Origin of the sequence: Streptomyces sp. JH14 (genome assembly GCF_029428675.1) — a bacterium.
Classification (GTDB): Bacteria; Actinomycetota; Actinomycetes; order Streptomycetales; family Streptomycetaceae; genus Streptomyces.
The window spans coordinates 1,368,482-1,391,513 of record NZ_JAJNEL010000001.1; the positions used below are offsets into that span (position 1 = coordinate 1,368,482).

Annotated in this window: 23 protein-coding genes; 10 read left to right on the plus strand and 13 right to left on the minus strand. The window is 69.9% G+C overall.

The window, feature by feature from the left end:
- Nucleotides 1-230: 230 nt before the first annotated feature.
- Nucleotides 231-1,256, plus strand: coding sequence for a hypothetical protein (locus LRD69_RS06185; protein ID WP_277325537.1), 1,026 nt, complete (start codon nt 231-233; stop codon nt 1,254-1,256).
- A 61-nt stretch (nt 1,257-1,317) separates the two neighbouring features.
- Here LRD69_RS06185 and LRD69_RS06190 read toward each other — a convergent pair whose 3' ends face one another.
- The 10 genes from LRD69_RS06190 to LRD69_RS06235 all read right to left on the minus strand — a co-directional run bounded on the left by LRD69_RS06190 (nt 1,318) and on the right by LRD69_RS06235 (nt 9,825).
- The gene (locus tag LRD69_RS06190) at nt 1,318-1,683 is read right to left on the minus strand and encodes a VOC family protein (RefSeq protein WP_277325538.1); all 366 of its coding nucleotides are present in this window, start codon (nt 1,681-1,683) and stop codon (nt 1,318-1,320) included.
- Nucleotides 1,684-1,748: 65 nt separating this feature from the next.
- Entirely contained in the window at nt 1,749-3,143 is a 1,395-nt protein-coding gene (locus LRD69_RS06195; protein WP_277325539.1) for a DUF3616 domain-containing protein, read from the minus strand.
- Nucleotides 3,144-3,285: 142 nt separating this feature from the next.
- Nucleotides 3,286-3,621 (minus strand): metal-sulfur cluster assembly factor, encoded by a 336-nt coding sequence (locus LRD69_RS06200; protein WP_277325540.1) that lies wholly within the window; start codon nt 3,619-3,621, stop codon nt 3,286-3,288.
- On the minus strand, nt 3,618-4,073 hold the full coding sequence (gene sufU, locus LRD69_RS06205; RefSeq protein WP_277325541.1) for a Fe-S cluster assembly sulfur transfer protein SufU: 456 nt from the start codon (nt 4,071-4,073) through the stop codon (nt 3,618-3,620). Before sufU ends, LRD69_RS06200 begins: the two co-directional genes overlap by 4 nt.
- 10 nt (nt 4,074-4,083) lie before the next feature.
- Entirely contained in the window at nt 4,084-5,340 is a 1,257-nt protein-coding gene (locus tag LRD69_RS06210; protein WP_277325542.1) for a cysteine desulfurase, read from the minus strand.
- Entirely contained in the window at nt 5,337-6,101 is a 765-nt protein-coding gene (gene sufC, locus LRD69_RS06215) for a Fe-S cluster assembly ATPase SufC (protein WP_030919835.1), read from the minus strand. Before sufC ends, LRD69_RS06210 begins: the two co-directional genes overlap by 4 nt.
- Nucleotides 6,102-6,108: 7 nt before the next feature.
- On the minus strand, nt 6,109-6,426 hold the full coding sequence (locus tag LRD69_RS06220) for a bifunctional 3-phenylpropionate/cinnamic acid dioxygenase ferredoxin subunit (RefSeq protein WP_277325543.1): 318 nt from the start codon (nt 6,424-6,426) through the stop codon (nt 6,109-6,111).
- On the minus strand, nt 6,426-7,607 hold the full coding sequence (sufD, locus tag LRD69_RS06225) for a Fe-S cluster assembly protein SufD (RefSeq protein ID WP_277325544.1): 1,182 nt from the start codon (nt 7,605-7,607) through the stop codon (nt 6,426-6,428). The genes LRD69_RS06220 and sufD overlap by 1 nt, the downstream gene beginning before the upstream one ends.
- Before the next feature lie 59 nt (nt 7,608-7,666).
- Nucleotides 7,667-9,088, minus strand: coding sequence for a Fe-S cluster assembly protein SufB (gene sufB, locus LRD69_RS06230; RefSeq protein ID WP_277325545.1), 1,422 nt, complete (start codon nt 9,086-9,088; stop codon nt 7,667-7,669).
- The gene (locus LRD69_RS06235; protein WP_277325546.1) at nt 9,085-9,825 is read right to left on the minus strand and encodes a metalloregulator ArsR/SmtB family transcription factor; all 741 of its coding nucleotides are present in this window, start codon (nt 9,823-9,825) and stop codon (nt 9,085-9,087) included. Before LRD69_RS06235 ends, sufB begins: the two co-directional genes overlap by 4 nt.
- 136 nt (nt 9,826-9,961) lie before the next feature.
- Between LRD69_RS06235 and LRD69_RS06240 the strand changes: the two genes are divergently transcribed.
- The 4 genes from LRD69_RS06240 (at nt 9,962) to LRD69_RS06255 (ending at nt 13,397) form a co-directional block, all read left to right on the plus strand.
- Entirely contained in the window at nt 9,962-10,888 is a 927-nt protein-coding gene (locus LRD69_RS06240; RefSeq protein WP_277325547.1) for an ABC transporter ATP-binding protein, read from the plus strand.
- On the plus strand, nt 10,885-11,652 hold the full coding sequence (locus tag LRD69_RS06245; RefSeq protein ID WP_277325548.1) for an ABC transporter permease: 768 nt from the start codon (nt 10,885-10,887) through the stop codon (nt 11,650-11,652). The genes LRD69_RS06240 and LRD69_RS06245 overlap by 4 nt, the downstream gene beginning before the upstream one ends.
- 99 nt (nt 11,653-11,751) lie before the next feature.
- Nucleotides 11,752-12,765, plus strand: a complete 1,014-nt coding sequence (locus tag LRD69_RS06250) for a COX15/CtaA family protein (RefSeq protein WP_277325549.1) — start codon at nt 11,752-11,754, stop codon at nt 12,763-12,765.
- Between the two features lie 131 nt (nt 12,766-12,896).
- On the plus strand, nt 12,897-13,397 hold the full coding sequence (locus LRD69_RS06255) for a hypothetical protein (protein WP_277325550.1): 501 nt from the start codon (nt 12,897-12,899) through the stop codon (nt 13,395-13,397).
- A gap of 9 nt (nt 13,398-13,406) precedes the next feature.
- Here the strand turns inward: LRD69_RS06255 and LRD69_RS06260 are convergent, their stop codons facing one another.
- From LRD69_RS06260 to LRD69_RS06270, 3 genes are all read right to left on the minus strand, one after another.
- Nucleotides 13,407-14,474 (minus strand): amidohydrolase, encoded by a 1,068-nt coding sequence (locus tag LRD69_RS06260; protein WP_277325551.1) that lies wholly within the window; start codon nt 14,472-14,474, stop codon nt 13,407-13,409.
- 120 nt (nt 14,475-14,594) lie between these two features.
- The gene (locus LRD69_RS06265; protein ID WP_277325552.1) at nt 14,595-14,954 is read right to left on the minus strand and encodes a hypothetical protein; all 360 of its coding nucleotides are present in this window, start codon (nt 14,952-14,954) and stop codon (nt 14,595-14,597) included.
- A 96-nt stretch (nt 14,955-15,050) separates the two neighbouring features.
- Nucleotides 15,051-16,004 (minus strand): heme o synthase, encoded by a 954-nt coding sequence (locus LRD69_RS06270; protein WP_277325553.1) that lies wholly within the window; start codon nt 16,002-16,004, stop codon nt 15,051-15,053.
- 376 nt (nt 16,005-16,380) lie between these two features.
- On the opposite strand from LRD69_RS06270, the gene tkt reads away from it, so the two are divergent.
- From tkt to pgl, 5 genes are read left to right on the plus strand one after another with little or no spacing between them, the layout of a single operon-like run.
- Nucleotides 16,381-18,468, plus strand: coding sequence for a transketolase (tkt, locus tag LRD69_RS06275; protein ID WP_277325554.1), 2,088 nt, complete (start codon nt 16,381-16,383; stop codon nt 18,466-18,468).
- A 34-nt stretch (nt 18,469-18,502) separates the two neighbouring features.
- The gene (gene tal / locus LRD69_RS06280; protein WP_277325555.1) at nt 18,503-19,621 is read left to right on the plus strand and encodes a transaldolase; all 1,119 of its coding nucleotides are present in this window, start codon (nt 18,503-18,505) and stop codon (nt 19,619-19,621) included.
- A gap of 5 nt (nt 19,622-19,626) precedes the next feature.
- On the plus strand, nt 19,627-21,159 hold the full coding sequence (gene zwf / locus LRD69_RS06285; RefSeq protein ID WP_277325556.1) for a glucose-6-phosphate dehydrogenase: 1,533 nt from the start codon (nt 19,627-19,629) through the stop codon (nt 21,157-21,159).
- Complete coding sequence (opcA, locus tag LRD69_RS06290; RefSeq protein ID WP_277325557.1) at nt 21,156-22,190, plus strand: glucose-6-phosphate dehydrogenase assembly protein OpcA; 1,035 nt, start codon at nt 21,156-21,158, stop codon at nt 22,188-22,190. Before zwf ends, opcA begins: the two co-directional genes overlap by 4 nt.
- Entirely contained in the window at nt 22,187-22,969 is a 783-nt protein-coding gene (pgl, locus tag LRD69_RS06295) for a 6-phosphogluconolactonase (protein ID WP_277325558.1), read from the plus strand. Before opcA ends, pgl begins: the two co-directional genes overlap by 4 nt.
- The last annotated feature ends 63 nt before the right edge of the window (nt 22,970-23,032 follow it).

Consider the following 23,032-nt stretch of genomic DNA (forward strand, 5'->3'; position numbering starts at 1 on the left):
ACGAGTGTACGCATGGTTGCGTACATCCGTACACATAGCACGGCGGGCGGAGGGGATCCGCTGCCCCGTACGGGGCGCTACGGTGTCCCGACCGGTTCATGGACCCGACACACGACGGAGCAGCAGTGGCGCAGGATGCAGGGTGGGGCGGCGGTGTGCCCGGGGGCGGCGCACCGTACGGAGGAGCGCCGTACGGGGGGCCTCCCGGGCCGCCCGGATGGGGTGGCTGGATGCCGCCGCCACCCAAACCCGGGGTGATACCTCTGCGCCCCCTCGGCCTCGGGGACATGATCGGCGGGGCGTTCTCCACGATGGGCCGCTACTGGAAGCAACTGTTCGGCATCGGCGCGGCCGTGTACGGCGGGGCGCTGGGCGTGGTCGGGGTCGCGGTCGCGGTCGCGTACTCCGCGGTCAGCGACCCTCTGCACCGGGTCGTGGAGCTCTCCTCCGAGGAGAGCCCGCGCACGGAGGACATCGTGCCGCTGGTGATCGCCTTCGGCGCCGTCTGGCTGGTGGCCGTCCTGGCGCTGATGACCGCCACGGCGATGATGTACGCGACGGTTCCGGCGGTTCTGCAGGACGCGGTCCTGGGCCGGCCGACCGCCTTCGGCATCATCTGGCGCCGGGCCTGGGCGCGGGTCCCGGCCGTGATCGGCACGGTGCTCCTGACCGCCCTGGTCGCGGTGATCCCGGTGGTGCTCATCATGGTCGCCTTCATCGCCATGATGATCGCCTTCATCACCCTGGACAGCGGATCCGGCAGCGGGGTGGCGATCGCGGTCGGCGTCCTGGGCGCTCTGGCCACCGCCCCGCTGGCGATCTGGCTCTGGGTGAAATTCTCGCTGGCCCCCGCGGCCGCGGTCTTCGAGGGGCAGCGCCCGATCGCCGCGCTGCGCCGCTCGTCGCACCTGGTTCGCGGTGACTGGTGGCGGATCTTCGGCATCTCGCTGCTGGCCATGCTCATGGCGGCGGTGGCGAGCTACATCATCCAGCTGCCGTTCTCGGTCCTCGGCATGTTCCCCGGCATGATCGGCATGGAGAGCCTGGGCTCCGACCCCAACGCGATAGCGGTCGTTGTCGCCATGAGCGGCTACCTGGTGGCGACGCTGCTGGGGCAGCTGGTCGGCCAGCTCGTCTCGGCGACGTTCCCGCAGCTGGTGATCGGGCTGCTGTACGTGGACCGCCGGATGCGCAACGAGAACCTGGGCCCGGTGCTCGCCGAAGCCGCTGCCGTGCCCCCGCAGTTCGGCCCGTGAGCGCGGGTCGGGCCCGCGCACACGGGCCCGGCCCGGGTACGGGTACGGGTACAGGCGGTTCTCAGTCGATGAGCGAGTTCTTCGGGCTCAGCACGCAGAACTCGTTCCCCTCCGGGTCCGCCAGCACCACCCAGCCCGTACCGGCCTGCTGACCGACGTCCGTCCGGGTGGCGCCGAGCCCGACGATCCGCCCGACCTCGGCCGCCTGGTCGTCCGGGGCGAGATCGATGTGCAGCCGGTTCTTGAGCGTCTTCCTCTCGGGCACGGGAACGAAGGTGATGCCGGGCACGGCGTCCTTGTGGGCGCCGATGACGATTTCGTCATCGGCCTCGAAGAGCACCTTCCAGTCGAGCACCCGGCACCAGAACCGGGCCTGCGACGGCAGATCGTGGGCGTCGACGACGAGGGAGTAAAAGGAAACGGCCATGCCCGCCAGTCTGCCCGGCGCCCACGGCCGTTCGCATGACGCAGCGCGAAACCGCGCCGAGTCCGTCAGCCGCTGACGGTGAACCAGACCGAGCGGGACTTCTTCCACTCGGCGTGGTCGAGGTCCTTCGCCTCCGTGCCGTCCCCGTACAGATCGGCCGAGCCGGCGTCCGTGATCAGCTGCGCCCGTGCGCCCGGAACCGTCAGGTCCGGCACGTCGACGACGGCCTCCCAGCCACCCGGGTCGGCGGTCGGCAGATCGAGCCGCTTGACGGGCGCGTGTCCGGCGACACCGTCCCAGGAGTAGAGGGCGTACGGGTCGGAGTTGTCGTCGGCCGCCCAGGAACCGGCCACGATCAGATACTGGTCGGCGGCGTTCTTGCGGATGTCGCGGATGCTGAGGCCGCCGAGGTCCAGCTCGATCGGTGTGCCGATGACCGCCTTCGCCCCGCTGCCGGCCACCTTGTCGAAGTTCGTGACGGGCACGATCAGCGCCTTGCCACCGCCCTTCGGCGGTACGAGCGGCGCCCGGAAGCCGAGGTACGCGGTGGTGGTCGAGCCGGGCGCGAACTCCAGGCCCTCGATGTTGAACCCGTCGATCTGCTTGGGCACTTCGCCGTCGGCCGTACCCGCGGCGAAGCCGTACCGGTTGCCGTTCGCCTTGTCCCAGGCGACGAGGTCGTCCCGGAGCTTCTTGTACGAGCCGCCGACCGTCAGCTGGGTGGCGGCGCCCGATCCGGTCACCGTCGTGGTGAAGACGGTGTTGCGGGCGGACTTGTACTCGCCGTCCTTGTTGTTGCCGAGCGAACCGGTCCAGTAGACGGTGTTCCCGACCCGGGTCGCGCCCTCGATGTCGATCTCCTTGTCCGCCCCGAGTGCCGAGCCGACGTCCCAGCTCTTCACGGGCGCACCGGATGCCGAACGGCTGTACAGCCGCAGCGTGTTGGACTCGTCGTCGGCCACCACCGCGTAACCGCCCCCGACGTCGACGGCGGCCGAGGCGTCCGAGGACCCGGTGAGGTAGCGCGTGTCGGCAGAGTTCTGCACGGCGGCGGACGCGGCGTAGTGCAGCGTCTTGGTGGCGGTCTTGCCGCCGAGCCCCGTGACCTTGATCGTGAGGTCCGTGTAGCCGCGCGCGTGCGCGGCGACCGCGAGCTGCCGGGTGGCGCCGGTCCCCGTCACGGTCACATCGCCGGTTCCGGCGACGGACGACTTGGTGCTCGCGGAGGCCGCCACGCCGAGCGCGGACACATCGGCGCCGCTCTGCGCGACGGTGACGGTCACCACCGGGTCACCGGCCGCCCCGACGGCGCCGGAGAGGTAGGCGGCGGACAGGGCGATCGTCGGGGTTCCGTAACTCGCGGCGTGCGCAGGGGCGTTGATCCCCAGAGCGGCCAGCGCAAGGACGCCGGACGCGGCGGTGACGGCCCGGCGGCTCCGGAGCGAAAGCGGTTGCAGCACAGCGTGCCTCTCGTCGGCGTGATGTCGACGAGTAGGTTCCGGTCCCTGTGCCAACGCCGGACACACGTCATGCGTACGGCAGACGAACAACGCAGGACGGCCCCCGGCCGAAGCCGGGGGCCGTCACACGGGTGCAGTCGGCTCAGACGTTGAAGCCGAGTGCGCGCAGCTGCTCGCGCCCGTCGTCCGTGATCTTGTCCGGACCCCACGGCGGCATCCAGACCCAGTTGATCCGCAGCTCGCTGACGAGGCCGTCGGTCGCGGACTTCGCCTGGTCCTCGATGACGTCGGTCAGCGGGCAGGCCGCGGACGTCAGCGTCATGTCGAGGGTGGCGATGTTGGCGTCGTCGATGTGAATGCCGTAGATCAGGCCCAGGTTGACGACGTCGATGCCCAGCTCGGGGTCGACGACGTCGTACAGGGCCTCGCGGACCTCCTCCTCGGAGGCCGGCTTGCTCAGGGTCTCGTTCTCGCTCATGCCGTCTTCCCTTCGGACAGCGCCTGCGCCGTCGCATCCTTCCACGCCATCCAGCTCAGCAGCGCGCACTTGACCCGGGCCGGGTACTTCGAGACACCGGCGAACGCGACCGCGTCCTCCAGCACCTCCTCCATCGCGTCGTCCGGCTCCAGCTGGCCCTTCGACTGCATCAGCTCCAGGAAGGTCTCCTGGATCTTCTGCGCGTCGCCCAGCTCCTTGCCGACCAGCAGCTCGTTCAGCACGGAGGCGGAGGCCTGGCTGATGGAGCAGCCCTGACCCTCGTACGACACATCGGCGATGGTCTCGCCGTCGTACTTCACCCGGAGCGTGATCTCGTCGCCGCACGTCGGGTTGACGTGGTGCACCTCGGCGTCGCCGTCCCGCAGGCCGCGCCCGTGGGGGTGCTTGTAGTGGTCCAGGATCACTTCCTGGTACATCGAATCAAGCTTCACCAGTCAACCCTCAGCCGAAGAAGTTCCGTACGTGCTCCAGACCGTCCACCAGGGCGTCGACCTCGGCAGGCGTGGAGTACAGATAGAACGACGCTCGCGTCGTCGCAGGAATTCCGTACCGCAGGCAGACCGGCCGTGCGCAGTGGTGTCCGACCCTGACCGCGATGCCCTGCTCGTCGAGGACCTGACCCACGTCGTGCGGGTGGATGTCGCCGAGCGTGAACGAGATCGTGGCGCCGCGGTCCTCCGCGCTGGACGGACCGATGATCCTGAGGTCCGGGACCTCCAGGAGACGCTTCACCGCGTACTCGGTGATCGCGTGCTCGTGCTGGAAGATCTTGTCCATGCCGATCGCCGAGAGGTAGTCCACGGCCGCGCCGAGGCCGACGGCCTGCGCGATCGGGGGCGTACCCGCCTCGAACTTGTGCGGCGCCGGGGCATAGGTCGACGAGTGCATCGACACGGTCTCGATCATCTCGCCGCCGCCGAGGAACGGCGGCAGGTCCTCGAGCAGCTCCTGACGGCCCCAGAGGACACCGATGCCGGTCGGGCCGACCATCTTGTGACCGGTGAAGGCCACGAAGTCGGCCTGCAGCGCCTGCACGTCGAGCACCATGTGCGGGGCGGCCTGCGAGGCGTCGATGCAGACCAGCGCGCCGACCTGCTGGGCCCGGCGGATGATCTTCTCGACCGGGTTGATCGTGCCCATGATGTTGGAGACCAGCGTGAAGGAGACGATCTTCGTCTTCTCCGTGATGACCTCGTCGATGTTGGACAGGTCGAGGCGGCCGTCGTCGGTGATGCCGAACCACTTCAGCTTCGCGCCGGTGCGCTGCGAGAGCAGCTGCCACGGCACGATGTTGGAGTGGTGTTCCATCTCCGTGGTGACGATCTCGGTCTCGTGGTCCACCCGGTAGGGCTCGTCGGCCCAGCCGAGCATGTTCGCCACCAGGTTGAGCGACTCCGAGGCGTTCTTGGTGAAGATCACCTCGTTGCGGCTCGGCGCGTTGATGAACGCGGCGACCTTGTCACGGGCGCCTTCGTACAGCGCCGTGGCCTCCTCCGCGATCGTGTACACACCTCGGTGGACGTTGGCGTTGTGCCGCTCGTAGTACTCACTGAGAGCGTCGAGCACCTGGCGCGGCTTCTGCGAAGTCGCCGCGCTGTCCAGGTAAACGATCTTCTTCCCGTCGTGGACCGTACGATCCAGCAGGGGGAAGTCCTTGCGGATCGCCTCGGTGTCGAGGAGGCCCGGCAGCTGTGTCACGCGGAAGCGCCACCCTTCACATATGCCTCGTAGCCCTCGTTCTCCAGCTTGTCGGCGAGCTCGGCGCCGCCGGACTCGGCGATACGGCCGTTGGCGAAGACATGTACGAAGTCGGGCTTGATGTAACGGAGGATCCGCGTGTAGTGCGTGATCAGCAGCGTGCCGACCTCGCCGGTCTCGCGGACCCGGTTGACGCCCTCGGAGACGACGCGCAGGGCGTCGACGTCCAGGCCGGAGTCGGTCTCGTCGAGGATCGCGACCTTCGGCTTGAGGAGCTCCAGCTGAAGGATCTCGTGGCGCTTCTTCTCACCGCCGGAGAAGCCCTCGTTGACGTTGCGCTCGGCGAACGCCGGGTCCATCTGGAGGTCGGCCATCGTCTCCTTGACCTCCTTCACCCAGGTACGCAGCTTGGGCGCCTCGCCGCGGACGGCGGTGGCGGAGGTACGCAGGAAGTTGGAGACCGAGACACCGGGGATCTCGACCGGGTACTGCATGGCCAGGAAGAGGCCGGCGCGGGCGCGCTCGTCGACGGTCATCGCCAGGACGTCCTCGCCGTCCAGGGTCACCGTGCCGCTGGTGATCGTGTACTTGGGGTGACCCGCGAGGGAGTACGCGAGGGTCGACTTGCCGGACCCGTTGGGGCCCATGATGGCGTGGGTCTCGCCCTGCTTCACGATCAGGTCGACGCCCTTGAGGATCTCCTTCGTGGCGTTGTCGGCCTCGACGGAGACGTGCAGGTCGCGGATTTCAAGCGTTGCCATGGGTGACTCAGGACTCCTGGGTGACGGAGACGAGCACATCGTCCCCTTCGATCTTGACGGGGTATACGGGGACGGGGCGCGTCGCGGGAAGACCGGACGGCTTACCGGTGCGCAGGTCGAAGCTGGAGCCGTGCAGCCAGCACTCGATCATGCAGTCCTCGACCTCGCCCTCGGACAGTGAGACGTTCGCGTGCGAGCAGATGTCGTTGATCGCGAACACCTCGCCCTCGGTGCGGACCACGGACACCGGCGTGCCGTCGAGTTCCACCCGCTTCGGGGTGTCCTCCTCCAGCTCGCTCAGCGCACAGACTTTGACGAAGGCCATCAGACGGAAGCCTTCAGCTCGGCCTCGATCTTGTCGAGCAGACGGGCCTCGACGTCCGGCAGACCGATCTGCTGGACGAGCTCGGCGAAGAAGCCGCGCACGACGAGCCGGCGGGCCTCCTCGGCCGGGATGCCGCGGGACATCAGGTAGAAGAGCTGCTCGTCGTCGAAGCGGCCGGTGGCGGAGGCGTGGCCGGCGCCGACGATCTCGCCGGTCTCGATCTCCAGGTTCGGCACGGAGTCGACCCGCGCACCGTCCGTGAGAACCAGGTTGCGGTTCATCTCGTACGTGTCGGTGCCCTCGGCCCTGGCCTGGATGAGGACGTCACCGATCCATACCGCGTGCGCGTCCTGGCCCTGCAGCGCGCCCTTGTAGACGGCGTTGGACTTGCAGTGCGGGGTGTTGTGGTCGACCAGGAGGCGGTGCTCCTGGTGCTGGCCCTTGTCGGTGAAGTACAGGCCGAAGAGCTCGGCCTCGCCGCCGGTGCCCGCGTAGGCGACCCGCGGGTGGAGCCGGACCAGGTCGCCGCCGAAGGTGACGACGATCGACTTGAAGGTGGCGTCCCGGCCGATCAGCGCGTTGTGCTGGGCGGCGTGGACTGCGGTGTCGTCCCAGTCCTGGACGGAGACGACGGTGAGCTTCGCGCCGTCACCGAGGACGTACTCGACGTTGCCCGCGACGACCGCGTCACCGGTGTGGTCGATGACGACGACGGCCTCGGCGAAGGCTCCCAGCTCGACGACCTGGTGGGCGTAGGCCACACCGCCCTCGCCGTGCACGGCGATCCGGATCGGCTCGGGGAGCACGGCCTCCTTGGCGACCGTGATGACCGAGGCCTGCTCGAAGGACGAGTACGCCTGGGCGGCGACGCGGTCCACCGGGGTGCCGGCCCGGCCGAGCCGGGCGTCGTCACGGCCGACGGTCTCGACGGTGACGCCCTCGGGGGCCTCCACCGCGACCTTGACGGCGCCACCGGTCGCGACGGCCGTGCCGTCGTGCAGCCCACGCAGCCGCTCCAGCGGCGTGAACCGCCACTCCTCCTCGCGGCCGTGCGGGACCGGGAAGTCCGCGACGTCGAAGGACGGGGGCGCGCTCACGCGCGTGGCGACGGTCGACTCGGCGGCCACCGCGATGGACCCGGTGGTGGTGGACCCCGCCGGAATGTTCTGAGCCTCAGCCATGGCTGTCGTAGTGCTCGCTTTCTCTGTCAAAAGTCGGGGGATTCGGTCGTCAGGCTGTGCTAGCCGACCGAACCCTCCATCTGCAGCTCGATCAGCCGGTTGAGCTCGAGCGCGTACTCCATGGGCAGCTCGCGCGCGATCGGCTCGACGAAGCCGCGCACGATCATGGCCATGGCCTCGAACTCGGTCAGACCGCGGCTCATCAGGTAGAAGAGCTGGTCCTCGGAGACCTTGGAGACGGTGGCCTCGTGGCCCATGGACACGTCGTCCTCGCGGACGTCCACGTACGGGTACGTGTCGGAGCGGGAGATCGTGTCGACCAGGAGCGCGTCGCACAGCACGTTGGACTTGGAGCCCGCGGCGCCCTCGCCGATCTCGACCAGACCGCGGTACGAGGTACGGCCGCCGCCTCGCGCCACCGACTTGGAGACGATGTTGGAGGAGGTGTTCGGCGCCATGTGGACCATCTTGGATCCGGCGTCCTGGTGCTGGCCCTCGCCCGCGAAGGCGATGGAGAGCGTCTCGCCCTTGGCGTGCTCGCCCATCAGGTAGACGGCCGGGTACTTCATCGTGACCTTGGAGCCGATGTTGCCGTCGACCCACTCCATGGTCGCGCCCTCGTACGCCACGGCGCGCTTGGTGACCAGGTTGTAGACGTTGTTCGACCAGTTCTGGATCGTCGTGTAGCGGCAGCGGCCGCCCTTCTTCACGATGATCTCGACGACGGCGGAGTGCAGCGAGTCCGAGGAGTAGATCGGCGCGGTGCAGCCCTCGACGTAGTGGACGTAGGCGTCCTCGTCGACGATGATCAGCGTCCGCTCGAACTGGCCCATGTTCTCCGTGTTGATACGGAAGTAGGCCTGCAGCGGGATGTCGACGTGGACACCCTTCGGCACGTAGATGAACGAGCCGCCGGACCACACGGCCGAGTTCAGCGAGGCGAACTTGTTGTCGCCGACCGGGATGACGGTGCCGAAGTACTCCTGGAAGAGCTCCGGGTGCTCCTTCAGCGCGGTGTCCGTGTCGAGGAAGATGACGCCCTGCTCCTCCAGGTCCTCACGGATCTGGTGGTAGACGACCTCGGACTCGTACTGCGCGGCGACACCGGCGACCAGGCGCTGCTTCTCCGCCTCCGGGATGCCGAGCTTGTCGTACGTGTTCTTGATGTCCTCGGGCAGGTCCTCCCAGGACTCCGCCTGCTTCTCGGTGGACCGCACGAAGTACTTGATGTTGTCGAAGTCGATGCCCGAGAGGTCCGAGCCCCAGTTCGGCATGGGCTTCTTGTCGAACAGGCGCAGGCCCTTGAGGCGGAGCTTCAGCATCCACTCGGGCTCGTTCTTCTTTGCCGAGATGTCGCGTACGACAGCCTCGGAGAGGCCGCGCTTGGCCGCCGCGCCTGCCGCGTCGGAGTCGGCCCAGCCGAATTCGTACGTACCCAGACCCTCGAGCTCAGGGTGGGCAGTCTCCGTGGGGAGCGTCATGCGGGGTTCCTCCCGGCCGTGCTTGCAGATGCTGATGTGGTGGTCTGTGCGGTTGCGGGTCCGCCGCGCGGTACGAACGTCGTGCACACCCCGTCGCCGTGGGCGATGGTGGCCAGACGTTGCACATGGGTCCCGAGCAGGCTGGAGAAGATCTCCGTCTCCGCCTCGCACAGCTGCGGGAACTGCTCGGCGACATGTGCGACCGGGCAGTGGTGCTGGCACAGCTGCTCGCCCTGGTGGGGGCCCGGCGCGCTTCGCGCCGTAGCAGCGTACCCGTCGGCGGACAAGGCCTTGGCCAGCGCCTCTGTGCGCTGCTCGGGGCCCGCCGCGTCGATGGCCTCGCGGTAGGCGGCCGACTGGGCGGTGGCCCTGGCGCGGACGAAGGCGACGACCGCTTCGTCGCCCGCGGTCTCGGCGATCCAGCGCAGGGCGTCGGCGGCAAGCTTGTCGTACGACTGGTCGAAGGCGTCCCGGCCGCAGTCGGTCAGGGCGAACACCTTGGCCGGACGGCCGCGGGTCCGCGCCCCGTACACCCGCTGTTCGCGGGCCTCGACGACGCCGTCGGAGACGAGGGCGTCGAGATGGCGGCGGACGGCGGCCTGGGTCAGCCCCAGGCGCTTCGCCAGATCGGCGACGGTGGACGGGCCGTGGTCCAGGATGGAGCGCGCGACCCGGTTGCGCGTCGAGCGCTCGCCGGTCGCGAGTTCCTCCTGCGGAGCCTCGCCCTGGTATTTCACAACGCCATTGTTGCGTAATTCCTCCGGCCCTGACAACCACGGTCCGAAACGATCAATCGTGGAATTCGTCACTTAGGGTTACCTAATCCAGCCCCGGGGGACTCGGCTGCCGGGCCGCTGCCTAGACTTACCGGCCATGAAGAACGAGCCGGTCGTGCAGATCCGTGGCCTGGTGAAGCGGTACGGCGCCAAGACCGCCGTGGACGGCCTCGACCTGGGCGTACGCACCGGAACGGTCACCGCCGTCCTCGGTCCCAACGGCGCCGGCAAGACCACCACCATCGAAACCTGCGAGGGCTACCGCCGGCCCGACGCGGGCACCGTGCGCGTCCTCGGCCTCGACCCGGTCGCCGACGCGGCCGCGCTCCGGCCCCGGATCGGCGTGATGCTGCAGTCGGGTGGTGTCCACTCCGGGGCGCGTGCCGACGAGATGCTCCGCCACATGGCGAAGCTCCATGCCCACCCGCTGGATGTCGACGCCCTGATCGAACGCCTGGGTCTGGGCAGCTGCGGCCGTACGGCCTACCGGCGGCTCTCCGGCGGCCAGCAGCAGCGGCTCGCCCTGGCCATGGCCGTCGTCGGCCGCCCCGAGCTGGTGTTCCTGGACGAGCCGACCGCCGGCCTCGACCCGCAGGCCCGCCGCTCCACCTGGGATCTCGTACGGGAACTGCGCGGCGACGGTGTATCGGTGGTCCTCACCACCCACTTCATGGACGAGGCCGAGGAACTCGCCGACGACGTCGCCATCGTCGACGCGGGCCGGGTCATCGCCCAGGGGAGCCCCGAGACACTCTGCCGCGGCGGCGCCGAGAACACCCTGCGCTTCACCGGCCGCCCCCGCCTCGACCTCGGCTCGCTGCTCAAGGCGCTGCCCGACGGCACCCAGGCGGCCGAGGTCGCCACGGGCGCGTACCGCATCACCGGCGAGGTGGACCCGCAACTGCTGGCCACCGTCACCTCCTGGTGCGCGCAGCACGGCGTGATGCCGGACGGCATCGCCGTCGAGCGCCACACCCTGGAGGACGTCTTCCTGGAACTGACCGGCAAGGAGCTGCGCGCATGAGCGCCGGTACGTACGCCCCGCGGCCCGGTGCCGCCCCGCTGCCCCGCATGATCGGTGCGCAGGCCGCGCTGGAGACGCGGATGCTGCTGCGCAACGGCGAGCAGCTGCTCCTGACAGTGATCATTCCGACGCTGCTGCTGGTGCTGTTCAGCGCGGTCGACATCGTGGACACCGGTGCCGGCCGGTCCGTCGACTTCCTGGCGCCCGGCGTTCTCGCGCTCGCCGTGATGTCCACCGCCTTCACCGGCCAGGCCATCGGCACCGGCTTCGAGCGGCGCTACGGCGTGCTCAAGCGGCTCGGTGCCTCACCGCTGCCCCGCTGGGGCCTGATGACCGCCAAGACCCTCTCCGTGCTGGTCACCGAGGTTCTGCAGGTCGTGCTGCTGACGGCTATCGCGTTCGCGCTGGGCTGGTCGCCGCACGGCAGCCCGTTCGCCGTGCTGCTGCTCCTCGTGCTCGGCACCGCGGCCTTCTCCGGACTCGGGTTGCTGATGGCCGGGACGCTCAAGGCGGAGGCGACGCTCGCCGCGGCCAACCTGGTCTTCCTGCTGCTGCTGGTCGGCGGCGGGGTCATCGTGCCGCTGGACAAGTTCCCGGACGCGGTGCAGTCGGTGCTCGGGCTGCTGCCGATCGCGGCCCTGTCGGACGGGCTGCGGGACGTGCTCCAGCACGGCGCATCGATGCCGTGGCGGGATCTCGGGATCCTCGCGGTCTGGGCGGTGCTCGGGCTGGGCGCGGCGGCGAAGTTCTTCCGCTGGGAGTGATCGCGCCCGGCCGCGCACGACCGCCCGGCCGGCGCTCCGGTCCGGCGGTTCGGGGTAACTCGTCCCCCTCGTGAAAGCTTGCACAAGCCGCCGCTTACGATGGTGCGCGTGCCTCAGCTGACCCGAGCCGACGTCGCTCAAGCCGTACGGAACCCGCTTTCCTTCATCGCCGGACGCTGGACCCCGTCCCCCCGGACGGTCCGGCGTGCGGCGATGTCGGCCGTCGTGATGGCCGTGCTCATCGTGGTGACCGGCGGCGCGGTGCGGCTCACCGGCTCCGGCCTGGGCTGCCCGACCTGGCCCAAGTGCACCGACGAGAGCCTGACGGCGACCAGCGCGATGGGTTTCCACGGAGCCATCGAGTTCGGCAACCGGATGCTCACGTACGTCCTGTGCGCGGCGGTCGGCTGGGCGATCATCGCCGCCCGTTCCGCGAAGCCGTGGCGGCGCAGCGTCACCCGGCTGGGCTGGGCGCAGTTCTGGGTGGTCATGGGCAATGCGGTGCTCGGCGGCATCGTGGTGCTGGTCGGTCTCAACCCGTACACCGTCGCGGCGCACTTCCTGCTCTCCACCGCGCTGCTCACGGTCGCCGTGCTGACCTGGCAGCGGGCCCGCGAGGGCGACGCCGAACCCCGTCCGCTGGTGGGCAAGGCGGTCGCGCAGCTGACCTGGCTGCTGACGGCCGCGGCCGGACTGCTGATCGCCGTCGGCACGGTCGTCACCGGCGCCGGACGGCACGCCGGAGACTCCAGCGACGTCCACCGCATTCCGCTCGACTGGAAGATGATCGCGCAGCTGCACGCCGATCTCGCCTGGGTCGTGGTGGCGCTGACGGTGGCACTCTGGTTCGTGCTGAAGGCCGTCGACGCGCCGGCCGCGCCGCAGCGCCGCACCCGCGATCTCTTCCTGGTGCTGATGGCACAGGGCGTGATCGGTTACGTCCAGTACTTCACCGACACCCCCGAGATCCTGGTCGGGCTGCACATGTTCGGCTCGTGCCTGGTGTGGATCGCGGTCCTGCGGGTGCTGCTGTCGCTGCGTGAACGCCCCGTGGCCGTCGCGTCCGTGCCCGGTCCCGCCGCCGAGCAGCCGGAGCCCGCAGCCGCCGGCTGAGCGCAAGGGCGGCGGTTCGGCTCACTTCCCCTCCGCTTTCGGCCATTTCCCGTCGCGCATTCAAGGAACGCGTCCCTCCGGCCCCACCATGTAGGCCGTCACAGATCGTTCGTTCGATCTCTGGGGTGGACATGGGTTCGTGTACGGGACAGGACCGCGTCCGGTGCTTCCACCGCGGTCTCTCGCTCGCCGAGAGCGGGAAGTACGAGATGCCCCTCCCCCGGGCCAAGCTGCCCCGGGTCGGTACGGCACTGCCCTCGCTGGTCGTCGTCATCGGGCTGTTCCTCCTGTTCGCGGACTTCTCCTGGGGCCGGCTCGGGGTGCTGATCGTCCTGATCCCGCTTGCGACGGCGCTCGCCCGCGCCTCGGTCCGCACGGCGGTGCGCTCCCGCGACCGGGCCGCCGCCCTCGCGGACCGGGTCCATGGCACCGCGGCCACGCAGGGACCGGACCTGCGGCACTGTCGGGGCTGCCAGTTCGTGCTGATGCGCGAGGGCGCCGGAGAGAGCCCCGAGCACTTCTCGACGCCCACCCATATGTCGGGGTTCCGTGCCTGGGCCGAGAAGAACGGAGCACGTTTCGCTCCGGCGCCCGGCTCCCGGGGGACGGCGCCCGACCAGGGCAAGGGCTGAGCCGGTCCGTCACCCCAGCCCGTACACCCTGCGCGCATTGCCGGACGCGATCATCGCGGCGCCCCGCGTGGCATCGGTATGTGACCACGCGCCGTCCGCCACCCAGCCGCCCAGCACCCGGCCGAGCGCCTCACGGAACTGGTGCGCGCCCACCACATGGAGCTCCGGCAGCCCCTGGGCGCCGCTGGAGAAGAGCACCTTGCCGAACGGGGCCAGCTCCAGGATCTCCGCCAGGACGGCCGCGGCGCGCGCCCCCGTACGGGCAGGGGCGGCGCCCGCGTCGGCGTACACATGCGGGTGGGCGTGCGCGAGCTGTGCGGCGTGCCGGTGGTACGGATAGCTGTTCAGCAGCACCAGATCGCTGCCCAGTCCGGCCGTGGCGGCGGCGAAGCCCGCGAGCCGCCGCGGGTCGGTGGAGCGCAGCTGCAGTTGCAGCGGACGCCCGCAGGCCACCGCGGCCCACAGCAGATGCCGCAGCAGCACCGGGTCGTCGGGGGCGGCGCCCGGCGTACGCGGGCCGCCCGCGCCCGTGCGGGCCGCTCTGCGTGCCGCGTCGCGCCCGGCGAGCCACCGGCCGGCCGCGCCGCGCACCTGCCCCGGTCCCGGTGGCCCCGGGTCGGGTTCCGGTCCGTGGTGCGCGGCCGCGTCGGAGGTGAAGGCGGTGGCCGAGGCGGCCGCGGTGTGCACGGCCTCGGCGAGGTTGGCGAGGAAGCTCCCGACGGTGCCCGAGGTGTCGGCGATCTGCTCGGCCAGGGACTCCAGCCGGACGATCTCGCGCGCGTCCGCCCCGGTGGCGCGCAGCAGCCGCCGGCCGGTCTCCACGACGCCCAGTTCCCGGCGGCGGGCCAGATAGCCGGCCGGCAGGCAGTGGGGGTCGAGGTCCAGCAGCGGCGCGCACCAGCGGCGCACGGCGAAGCCGGTCTGGGTGTCGAACCAGGTGGTACCGGGGGCGGGCGGCCCGCCGGCCGTGGCGGCCGTCGCCAGCCGGGCCTCGAAGGTGCCGCGGCCGAACTCGGTGCGGAGCACCCCGTGGCACTGCTGGTCGACCGGGTCCGTCACGTGCAGTGTGTCGGCCATCCCGGGCTCCCTGCGACGACGTGTGTGTACACGTCCTAACGGGTGACCCCGGTGTCAGTTGTTGCTCCTGTGCCACCGGGATACGGCCCGCACGCCCGCTCAGCCCTTGTTGCGCACCGTTCAGGCCTGGTTGGACGGACCGCCCAGCTGGATCCCGGCCATCCGCGTCCACTCGTACGGGCCGGTGCGGACCTTGGCGGCGAACTCGCCGTCGAAGGACTCGTGCATCGTGATCCCGGCCTTCGCCGCGGCGCTCTCGGCGACCGCGTACGACGGGGCGACCAGGTCGCCCCAGCCGCCGTCCTCGCCGACCAGGACGATACGGGTGCCCATCTGCCCGATGTAGGCGAGCTGCCCCTCGGCGCCGCCGTGCGCCTTGGCGAAGGCGCCGATCTGCTTGGCGAGCCTGGCTGCCCTGCGCTCCGCGCGGGCGGCCTGCTTGCTGTCGTCAACCTGCTGGGTTTCTGCCGTCTCTGCCATGTATCGGATGCTACCGAGCGGTAGATCAACTGGCGACGGGCGGACGGCGTGGCATGGGCCACGTCGTCCGCCCGCCGGCAGGAGCAGAAGGGGGTGCTAGCGCAGGAAGGGGTCCACCGCGACCGCGACGAACAGCAGCGAGACATAGGTGATCGACCAGTGGAACAGCCGCATCTCCTTGAGCTTGGCACCGGACACCCCGGCCCTGGCCCGGTTCTGCAGGCCGTGCGCCTCCCAGAGCCAGAACCCGCCGGTCAGCAGCGCCACCGCGGTGTAGAACCAGCCGGTGTAGCCGAGCGGGGTCAGCAGCAGCGAGACGACCACCATCACCCAGCTGTAGAGGACGATCTGGCGGGCCACCACCCGGTTGGAGGCGACGACCGGAAGCATCGGAACGCCGACCCGGGCGTAGTCGTCCTTCACCTTCATCGACAGCGGCCAGTAATGCGGCGGCGTCCAGAAGAAGATGACGGCGAAGAGGATGACGGCCGCCCACGACATCGAGTTCGTGACGGAGGACCAGCCGATGAGGACCGGCATGCAGCCCGCGATGCCGCCCCAGACGATGTTCTGCGCGGTACGGCGCTTGAGCAGCATCGTGTAGACGACGACATAGAAGAGCAGCGCACCGAGCGACAGGGCCGCCGACAGCCAGTTGACCAGCAGCGCGAACCAGACGGTCGAGATCACCGCGAGGGCGATACCGAAGGCCAGGCACTCGCGCGGGCTCACCATGCCGGTGACGAGCGGACGCTGCGACGTACGGTCCATCAACGCGTCGATGTCGCGGTCGATGTACATGTTGAGCGCATTGGCACCGCCGGCGGAGAGATATCCGCCGATGGTGGTAATGAGTACGAGCCACAGGTCGGGCACACCCTGAGCGGCCAGGAACATCACCGGAACAGTGGTGATCAGCAACAGCTCGATGATCCGCGGCTTGGTCAGCGCCACGAATGCCTTGATACGGGCCCCGAACGGGCGATGGCCCCCTGGGCTCGGAGTCAAGGCGACCCCTGCGGGTCGGGACTCGACGGCCGTCACGCACACCCCTGACAGAGAAATCCCAGCAAGCTCCGGGCGTGGAGGCCCAGGAGAGACTTGCGCGAACCAGACCACTGTAGACGTTGGGGACAGGCCCTCCTTCGCGGGGGTGGGGTCGTGTTGGAGTGGCGCGGAAACGCCGCTCGGAAGTGGCGCACAAGTGACGGCCGGCGCTCATCGGAGAGGCCCAAAAGTATGCCGTCGCGCTCATCGGAGAAGCCCAAAAGTGAGCCGCTCCGCTCATACGGGAGGCGAACTCGTCGGGACGCCTGCACCCTGGAAAGCACCAGGAAATTGCGGGTTCTGTCGGGGGTAGGCTCGGCAATGCCCGGTGCGTCACAGTCACCGGTTTTACAACAGTGGAGAGGAGCCCTGACTCAGGGTGAGCACCAAGCCGACCACCACAGATCTCCAGTGGACCGAATTGGACCAGCGGGCCGTGGACACTGTCCGCGTCCTTGCCGCCGACGCCGTACAGAAGGTCGGAAACGGCCACCCGGGCACGGCGATGAGCCTGGCTCCCGCCGCGTACACCCTTTTCCAGAAGGTGATGCGGCACGACCCCGCCGACGCGGAGTGGACCGGTCGCGACCGGTTCGTGCTCTCGGCAGGTCACAGCAGCCTGACCCTCTACATCCAGCTCTACCTGGCCGGGTACGGCCTGGAGCTCGATGACCTCAAGGCATTCCGCACCTGGGGCTCGAAGACCCCCGGACACCCGGAGTACGGCCACACCACCGGTGTCGAGACGACGACGGGCCCGCTGGGCCAGGGCGTCGCCAACGCCGTGGGCATGGCGATGGCCGCCCGCTACGAGCGCGGCCTCTTCGACCCTGAGGCGGCCCCCGGCACCTCCCCCTTCGACCACACGGTCTGGGCGATCGCCGGTGACGGCTGCCTGCAGGAGGGCATCTCCGCGGAGGCGTCCTCGCTGGCCGGACACCAGAAGCTCGGCAACCTGGTGCTGCTCTGGGACGACAACCACATCTCCATCGAGGGCGACACGGAGACCGCGGTCTCCGAGGACACCCTGAAGCGGTACGAGGCGTACGGCTGGCACGTGCAGCGTGTCGAGCAGCTGCCCAACGGCGACCTGGACCCGGCGGGTCTGTACAAGGCGCTGCAGGCGGCCAAGGCCGAGACCGAGCGCCCGTCGTTCATCGCGGCCCGCTCGATCATCGCCTGGCCGGCCCCGCACGCCCAGAACACCGAGGCCTCGCACGGCTCGGCGCTCGGCGACGACGAGGTCGCCGCGACCAAGAAGGTCCTCGGCTTCGACCCGGAGAAGTCCTTCGAGGTCTCCGACGAGGTCATCTCGCACACCCGTGAGGCGCTGGACCGCGGCCGCGAGGCCAAGGCCGAGTGGGAGAAGTCCTTCGCCGCGTGGCGCACCGCCAACCCGGAGCGCGCCGCCGAGTTCGACCGGATCTCCGCGGGCGAGCTGCCCAAGGGCTGGGAGGACAGGATTCCGGTCTTCGAGCCGGGCAAGGGTGTCGCCACCCGCGCCGCCTCCGGCAAGGTGCTCCAGGCGCTCGGCGAGATCATCCCCGAGCTGTGGGGCGGCTCCGCCGACCTCGCGGGCTCGAACAACACGACGATCGACAAGACGTCGTCCTTCCTCCCGGTGGGCAACCCGCTGCCGGGCGCGGACCCGTACGGCCGGACGATCCACTTCGGTATCCGCGAGCACGCCATGGCCGCGGCCATGAACGGCATCGCACTGCACGGTCACACCCGCATCTACGGCGGCACCTTCCTGGTGTTCTCCGATTACATGCGCAACGCCGTGCGCCTGTCCGCGCTGATGCACCTGCCGGTGACGTACGTGTGGACGCACGACTCGATCGGTCTCGGCGAGGACGGCCCGACCCACCAGCCGGTGGAGCACCTGGCTTCGCTGCGCGCCATCCCCGGCCTGAACATCGTCCGCCCCGCCGACGCCAACGAGACCTCCATCGCCTGGCGCGAGATCCTGCGCCGCTACACCAAGGTGTTCGGCAAGGGTGCCCCGCACGGTCTGGCGCTGACCCGTCAGGGCGTGCCGACGTACGAGGCGAACGAGGACGCGGCCAAGGGCGGCTACGTGCTCTTCGAGGCCGAGGGCGGCGAGCCGCAGGTTCTCCTCATCGGCACCGGCTCCGAGGTGCACCTCGCCGTCGAGGCGCGCGAGGAGCTGCAGGCTGCCGGCATCCCGACCCGCGTGGTGTCGATGCCGTCGGTCGAGTGGTTCGAGGAGCAGGACCAGGCGTACAAGGACAGCGTTCTGCCGCCGTCCGTGAAGGCCCGCGTCGCCGTCGAGGCGGGCATCGGTCTGACCTGGCACCGGTACGTCGGTGACGCCGGCCGCATCGTCTCGCTGGAGCACTTCGGTGCCTCGGCCGACGCCAACGTCCTCTTCCGCGAGTTCGGCTTCACCGGCGAGCACGTGGCCGCCGCCGCACGGGAATCTCTCGCCGACGTCACGCGCTGACGCCGTTATACGACTAGTAGGAGATGCAACTCTCATGACAGACGCACTCAAGCGCCTCTCCGACGAGGGCGTGGCGATCTGGCTCGATGACCTGTCGCGCAAGCGGATCACCTCCGGCAACCTCGCCGAGCTGATCGACCAGCAGCACGTCGTGGGCGTCACCACCAACCCGTCGATCTTCCAGAAGGCGATCTCGCACGGCGACGGTTACGAGCAGCAGCTCACCGACCTCGCGACCCGCAAGGTCACGGTCGACGAGGCCATCCGCATGATCACGACTGCGGATGTACGCGACGCCGCCGACATCCTGCGTCCTGTCTTCGACGCCACGGACGGCCAGGACGGCCGGGTCTCCATCGAGGTCGACCCGCGCCTGGCCCACCACACCGATGCCACGATCGCCGAGGCCAAGCAGCTGGCCTGGCTGGTGGACCGGCCGAACACGCTCATCAAGATCCCGGCGACGAAGGCCGGTCTGCCGGCGATCACCGAGGTCATCGGCAAGGGCATCAGCGTCAACGTGACGCTGATCTTCTCGCTGGAGCGCTACCGCGAGGTCATGGACGCCTACCTGGCGGGCCTGGAGAAGGCGAAGGCCGCGGGCCTCGACCTCTCCAGGATCCACTCGGTGGCTTCGTTCTTCGTGTCCCGCGTGGACTCCGAGATCGACAAGCGGCTCGACGCGCTGGGCACCGACGAGGCCAAGGCGCTGAAGGGCAAGGCGGCGCTCGCCAACGCCCGGCTGGCCTACCAGGCGTACGAGGAGGTCTTCTCCTCCGACCGCTGGGCCGCGCTGGACAAGGTGCAGGCCAACAAGCAGCGCCCGCTGTGGGCCTCCACCGGCGTGAAGGACCCCGCGTACAAGGACACGCTGTACGTCGACGACCTGGTCGCCCCCGGCACGGTGAACACCATGCCCGAGGCCACCCTCGAGGCCACGGCCGACCACGGGCAGATCACCGGCAACACCATCGCCGGCACCTACGAGCAGGCGAAGGCCGAGCTCGACGCCGCCGCGAAGCTCGGGATCTCCTACGACGACGTCGTGCAGCTCCTCGAGGACGAGGGCGTCGAGAAGTTCGAGGCGTCCTGGATCGACCTGCTCAACTCCACCGAGGCGGAGCTCAAGCGCCTCGCCCCTTCGGAGGGCTGACCACATTGTCTGGTGTTCCCGGAGCCAATCCGCTCCGTGACGCCCAGGACCGCCGGCTCCCGCGTATCGCGGGGCCGTCGGGCCTGGTCATCTTTGGCGTCACGGGCGATTTGTCCCGTAAAAAGCTGATGCCCGCCGTCTACGACCTGGCCAACCGCGGCCTGTTGCCGCCGGGCTTCTCCCTCATCGGTTTCGCGCGCCGCGAGTGGCACGACGAGGACTTCGCGCAAGAAGTCCACGACGCCGTCAAGCAGCACGCCCGTACGCCGTTCCGCGAAGAGGTCTGGCAGCAGCTCATCCAGGGGATGCGCTTCGTCCAGGGCAACTTCGACGACGACGACGCCTTCGAGACCCTCAAGGCCACCATCCAGGAGCTCGACAAGGAGCAGGGCACGGGCGGCAACTTCGCCTTCTACCTGTCCGTCCCGCCGAAGTTCTTCCCCAAGGTCGTCCAGCAGCTCAAGAAGCACGGGCTCGCCGACCAGAAGGAGGGCTCCTGGCGGCGCGCCGTCATCGAGAAGCCGTTCGGCCACGACCTCGCCAGCGCGCAGGAGCTCAACCAGCTCGTGCACGACGTGTTCCCGCCCAACGAGGTCTTCCGGATCGACCACTACCTGGGCAAGGAGACGGTCCAGAACATCCTGGCGCTGCGGTTCGCCAACACGATGTTCGAGCCGATCTGGAACCGGTCGTACGTCGACCACATCCAGATCACGATGGCCGAGGACATCGGCATCGGCGGCCGGGCCGGCTACTACGACGGCATCGGCGCCGCCCGTGACGTCATCCAGAACCACCTGCTCCAGCTGCTGGCGCTGACCGCGATGGAGGAGCCCGGCTCCTTCCACCCGAAGGCCCTGGTCGCCGAGAAGCTCAAGGTGCTCACCGCGGTGGAGCTGCCCGAGGATCTCGGCAAGCACACCGTGCGCGGCCAGTACGCGCACGCCTGGCAGGGCGGCGAGGAGGTGCCCGGCTACCTCGAGGAGGACGGTATCGACCCCAAGTCGAAGACCGACACCTACGCCGCGATCAAGCTGACGATCAACAACCGCCGCTGGGCGGGCGTGCCGTTCTATCTCCGGACCGGAAAGCGGCTCGGCCGCCGGGTCACCGAGATCGCGGTCGTCTTCAAGCGGGCGCCGTATCTGCCCTTCGAGTCCGGCGCGACGGAGGAGCTGGGCGGCAACGCCCTGGTCATCCGGGTCCAGCCGGACGAGGGCGTGACGGTGCGCTTCGGTTCCAAGGTGCCCGGCACCTCGATGGAGGTCCGGGACGTCACGATGGACTTCGCGTACGGCGAGTCCTTCACCGAGTCCAGCCCGGAGGCGTACGAGCGGCTCATCCTCGATGTGCTGCTCGGCGACGCCAACCTCTTCCCCCGGCACCAGGAGGTCGAGCTCTCCTGGAACATCCTCGACCCCATCGAGGAGTACTGGGACAAGCACGGCAAGCCCGCGCAGTACGCGGCGGGAACCTGGGGTCCGGCCGAGGCGGACGAGATGCTCGCACGAGACGGACGGAGCTGGCGTCGGCCATGAAGATCGATCTCACGGAGACAACTTCCAGCAAGATCAACCAGGCGCTGGTGTCGGCCCGGCGTGCCGCCGGTTCCCCGGCCGTCGGCATGGTGCTGACCCTGGTGGTCGTCACCGACGAGGAGAACGCCTACGACGCCCTGAAGGCGGCCGGCGACTCCTCGCGCGAGCACCCCTCGCGCATCATCGCGGTGATCAAGCGGGCCAGCCGTTCCCCGCGCAGTCGGCGCGACGCGCGGCTGGACGCCGAGGTGCGGGTCGGTTCCGACTCGGGATCCGGCGAGACCATCGTGCTGCGACTGCACGGCGAACTCGCGAACCATGCCCAGTCGGTGGTCCTGCCGCTGCTGCTGCCGGACGCCCCGGTCGTGGTGTGGTGGCCCGAGGGCGCGCCCGAGGACCCGGCGAAGGATCCGCTGGGCGCACTCGCCCAGCGCCGGATCACGGACGCGTATTCGGCGGAGCACCCGAGCGCCGAACTCGCGGTGCGCGCCCAGTCGTACACCCCGGGCGACACGGATCTGTCCTGGACCCGCATCACGCCGTGGCGTTCCATGCTCGCGGCCGCACTCGACCAGAAGCCCGTCGAGGTCGTCTCGGCGACGGTCGAGGGCGAGTCGGAGAACCCGAGCTGCGAGCTGCTCGCCATGTGGCTCGCGGACCGGCTGAACGTGCCGGTGGAGCGTACGCAGTCCCAGGGGCCCGGTCTGACGGCCGTACGGATGCAGACCAAGGGCGGCACCATCGTCCTGGACCGCCCCGACGGTTCGCTGGCCACGCTCTCCATGGAGGGACAGCCGAACCGCGCGGTGGCGCTCAAGCGGCGGGAGACCGCCGAGCTGCTCGCCGAGGAGCTGCGCCGGCTGGACCCGGACAACACGTACGCGTCCGCGGTGAAGTTCGGCGTGGACCGGCTCGCCGGCACGGCGGAGTCCGGGCCCGCCGAGCCGGCGAAGCCCGCCACCGCCGGCACGGCGGCTGCCGCACCGGCGGCCGCCAAGAAGACCGCGGCGAAGAAGGCGGCGTCGAAGTGAGTGCCCCTCAGCTTGTCGTGCACCGCGACAAGGAGCTGATGGCACAGGCCGCCGCTGCCCGGCTGATCACGAAGATCGTGGACGCCCAGGCCGCGCGGGACCACGCGTCGGTGGTGCTCACCGGCGGGCGCAACGGCAATGGCCTGCTGGCCGCCCTCGCCGATGCGCCCGCCCGGGACGCGATCGACTGGTCACGGCTCGAACTGTGGTGGGGCGACGAGCGTTTCCTGCCGGACGGCGATCCGGAGCGCAATGTCACGCAGGCCCGCAAGGCCCTGCTGGACTCGGTGCCGCTGGACCCGTCCCGGGTCCATGCGATGCCGGCTTCGGACGGTCCGCACGGCAGCGACGCCGACGCCGCCGCGGCCGCGTACGCCGCCGAACTGGCCGCCGCGGCCCGTCCGGAGGACCACGGTCCGGTGCCGACGTTCGATGTGCTGATGCTGGGCGTGGGCCCGGACACGCATGTCGCATCGCTCTTCCCGGAGCTCCCCGCGGTCCGGGAGACCGAGCGCACCGTCGTCGGTGTGCACGGCGCTCCCAAGCCGCCGCCCACCCGTATCTCCCTGACGCTGCCCGCGATCCGGGCGGCCCGCGAGGTGTGGCTGCTCGCGGCGGGCGAGGACAAGGCGGAGGCCGCCGAGATCGCGCTGTCGGGAGCCGGGGAGATTCAGGCCCCGGCGGCGGGCGCGTACGGTCGCAGCCGGACCCTGTGGCTGCTGGACGCGGCGGCGGCCTCGCGGCTGCCGCGTGCGCTGTATCCGCCGGCCTCCCCCTGAGCGGTCGTCGGCGCTGCTGCGCTCGGGCCCGGTTCGCTCCCAGGAGCGGCCGGGCCCCTGTCG

Coding starts and splice junctions, on each gene's coding strand:
- LRD69_RS06240 (WP_277325547.1), top strand. CDS start 9,962: ATGAAGAACGAGCCGGTCGTGCAGATCCGTGGCCTGGTGAAGCGGTAC.
- opcA (WP_277325557.1), top strand. CDS start 21,156: ATGAAGATCGATCTCACGGAGACAACTTCCAGCAAGATCAACCAGGCG.
- sufC (WP_030919835.1), bottom strand. CDS start 6,101: ATGGCAACGCTTGAAATCCGCGACCTGCACGTCTCCGTCGAGGCCGAC.
- sufB (WP_277325545.1), bottom strand. CDS start 9,088: ATGACGCTCCCCACGGAGACTGCCCACCCTGAGCTCGAGGGTCTGGGT.
- LRD69_RS06245 (WP_277325548.1), top strand. CDS start 10,885: ATGAGCGCCGGTACGTACGCCCCGCGGCCCGGTGCCGCCCCGCTGCCC.
- tal (WP_277325555.1), top strand. CDS start 18,503: ATGACAGACGCACTCAAGCGCCTCTCCGACGAGGGCGTGGCGATCTGG.
- LRD69_RS06265 (WP_277325552.1), bottom strand. CDS start 14,954: ATGGCAGAGACGGCAGAAACCCAGCAGGTTGACGACAGCAAGCAGGCC.
- LRD69_RS06185 (WP_277325537.1), top strand. CDS start 231: ATGCCGCCGCCACCCAAACCCGGGGTGATACCTCTGCGCCCCCTCGGC.
- LRD69_RS06190 (WP_277325538.1), bottom strand. CDS start 1,683: ATGGCCGTTTCCTTTTACTCCCTCGTCGTCGACGCCCACGATCTGCCG.
- LRD69_RS06220 (WP_277325543.1), bottom strand. CDS start 6,426: ATGGCCTTCGTCAAAGTCTGTGCGCTGAGCGAGCTGGAGGAGGACACC.
- LRD69_RS06260 (WP_277325551.1), bottom strand. CDS start 14,474: ATGGCCGACACACTGCACGTGACGGACCCGGTCGACCAGCAGTGCCAC.
- sufD (WP_277325544.1), bottom strand. CDS start 7,607: ATGGCTGAGGCTCAGAACATTCCGGCGGGGTCCACCACCACCGGGTCC.
- LRD69_RS06200 (WP_277325540.1), bottom strand. CDS start 3,621: ATGAGCGAGAACGAGACCCTGAGCAAGCCGGCCTCCGAGGAGGAGGTC.
- LRD69_RS06255 (WP_277325550.1), top strand. CDS start 12,897: ATGGGTTCGTGTACGGGACAGGACCGCGTCCGGTGCTTCCACCGCGGT.
- LRD69_RS06250 (WP_277325549.1), top strand. CDS start 11,752: ATGGTGCGCGTGCCTCAGCTGACCCGAGCCGACGTCGCTCAAGCCGTA.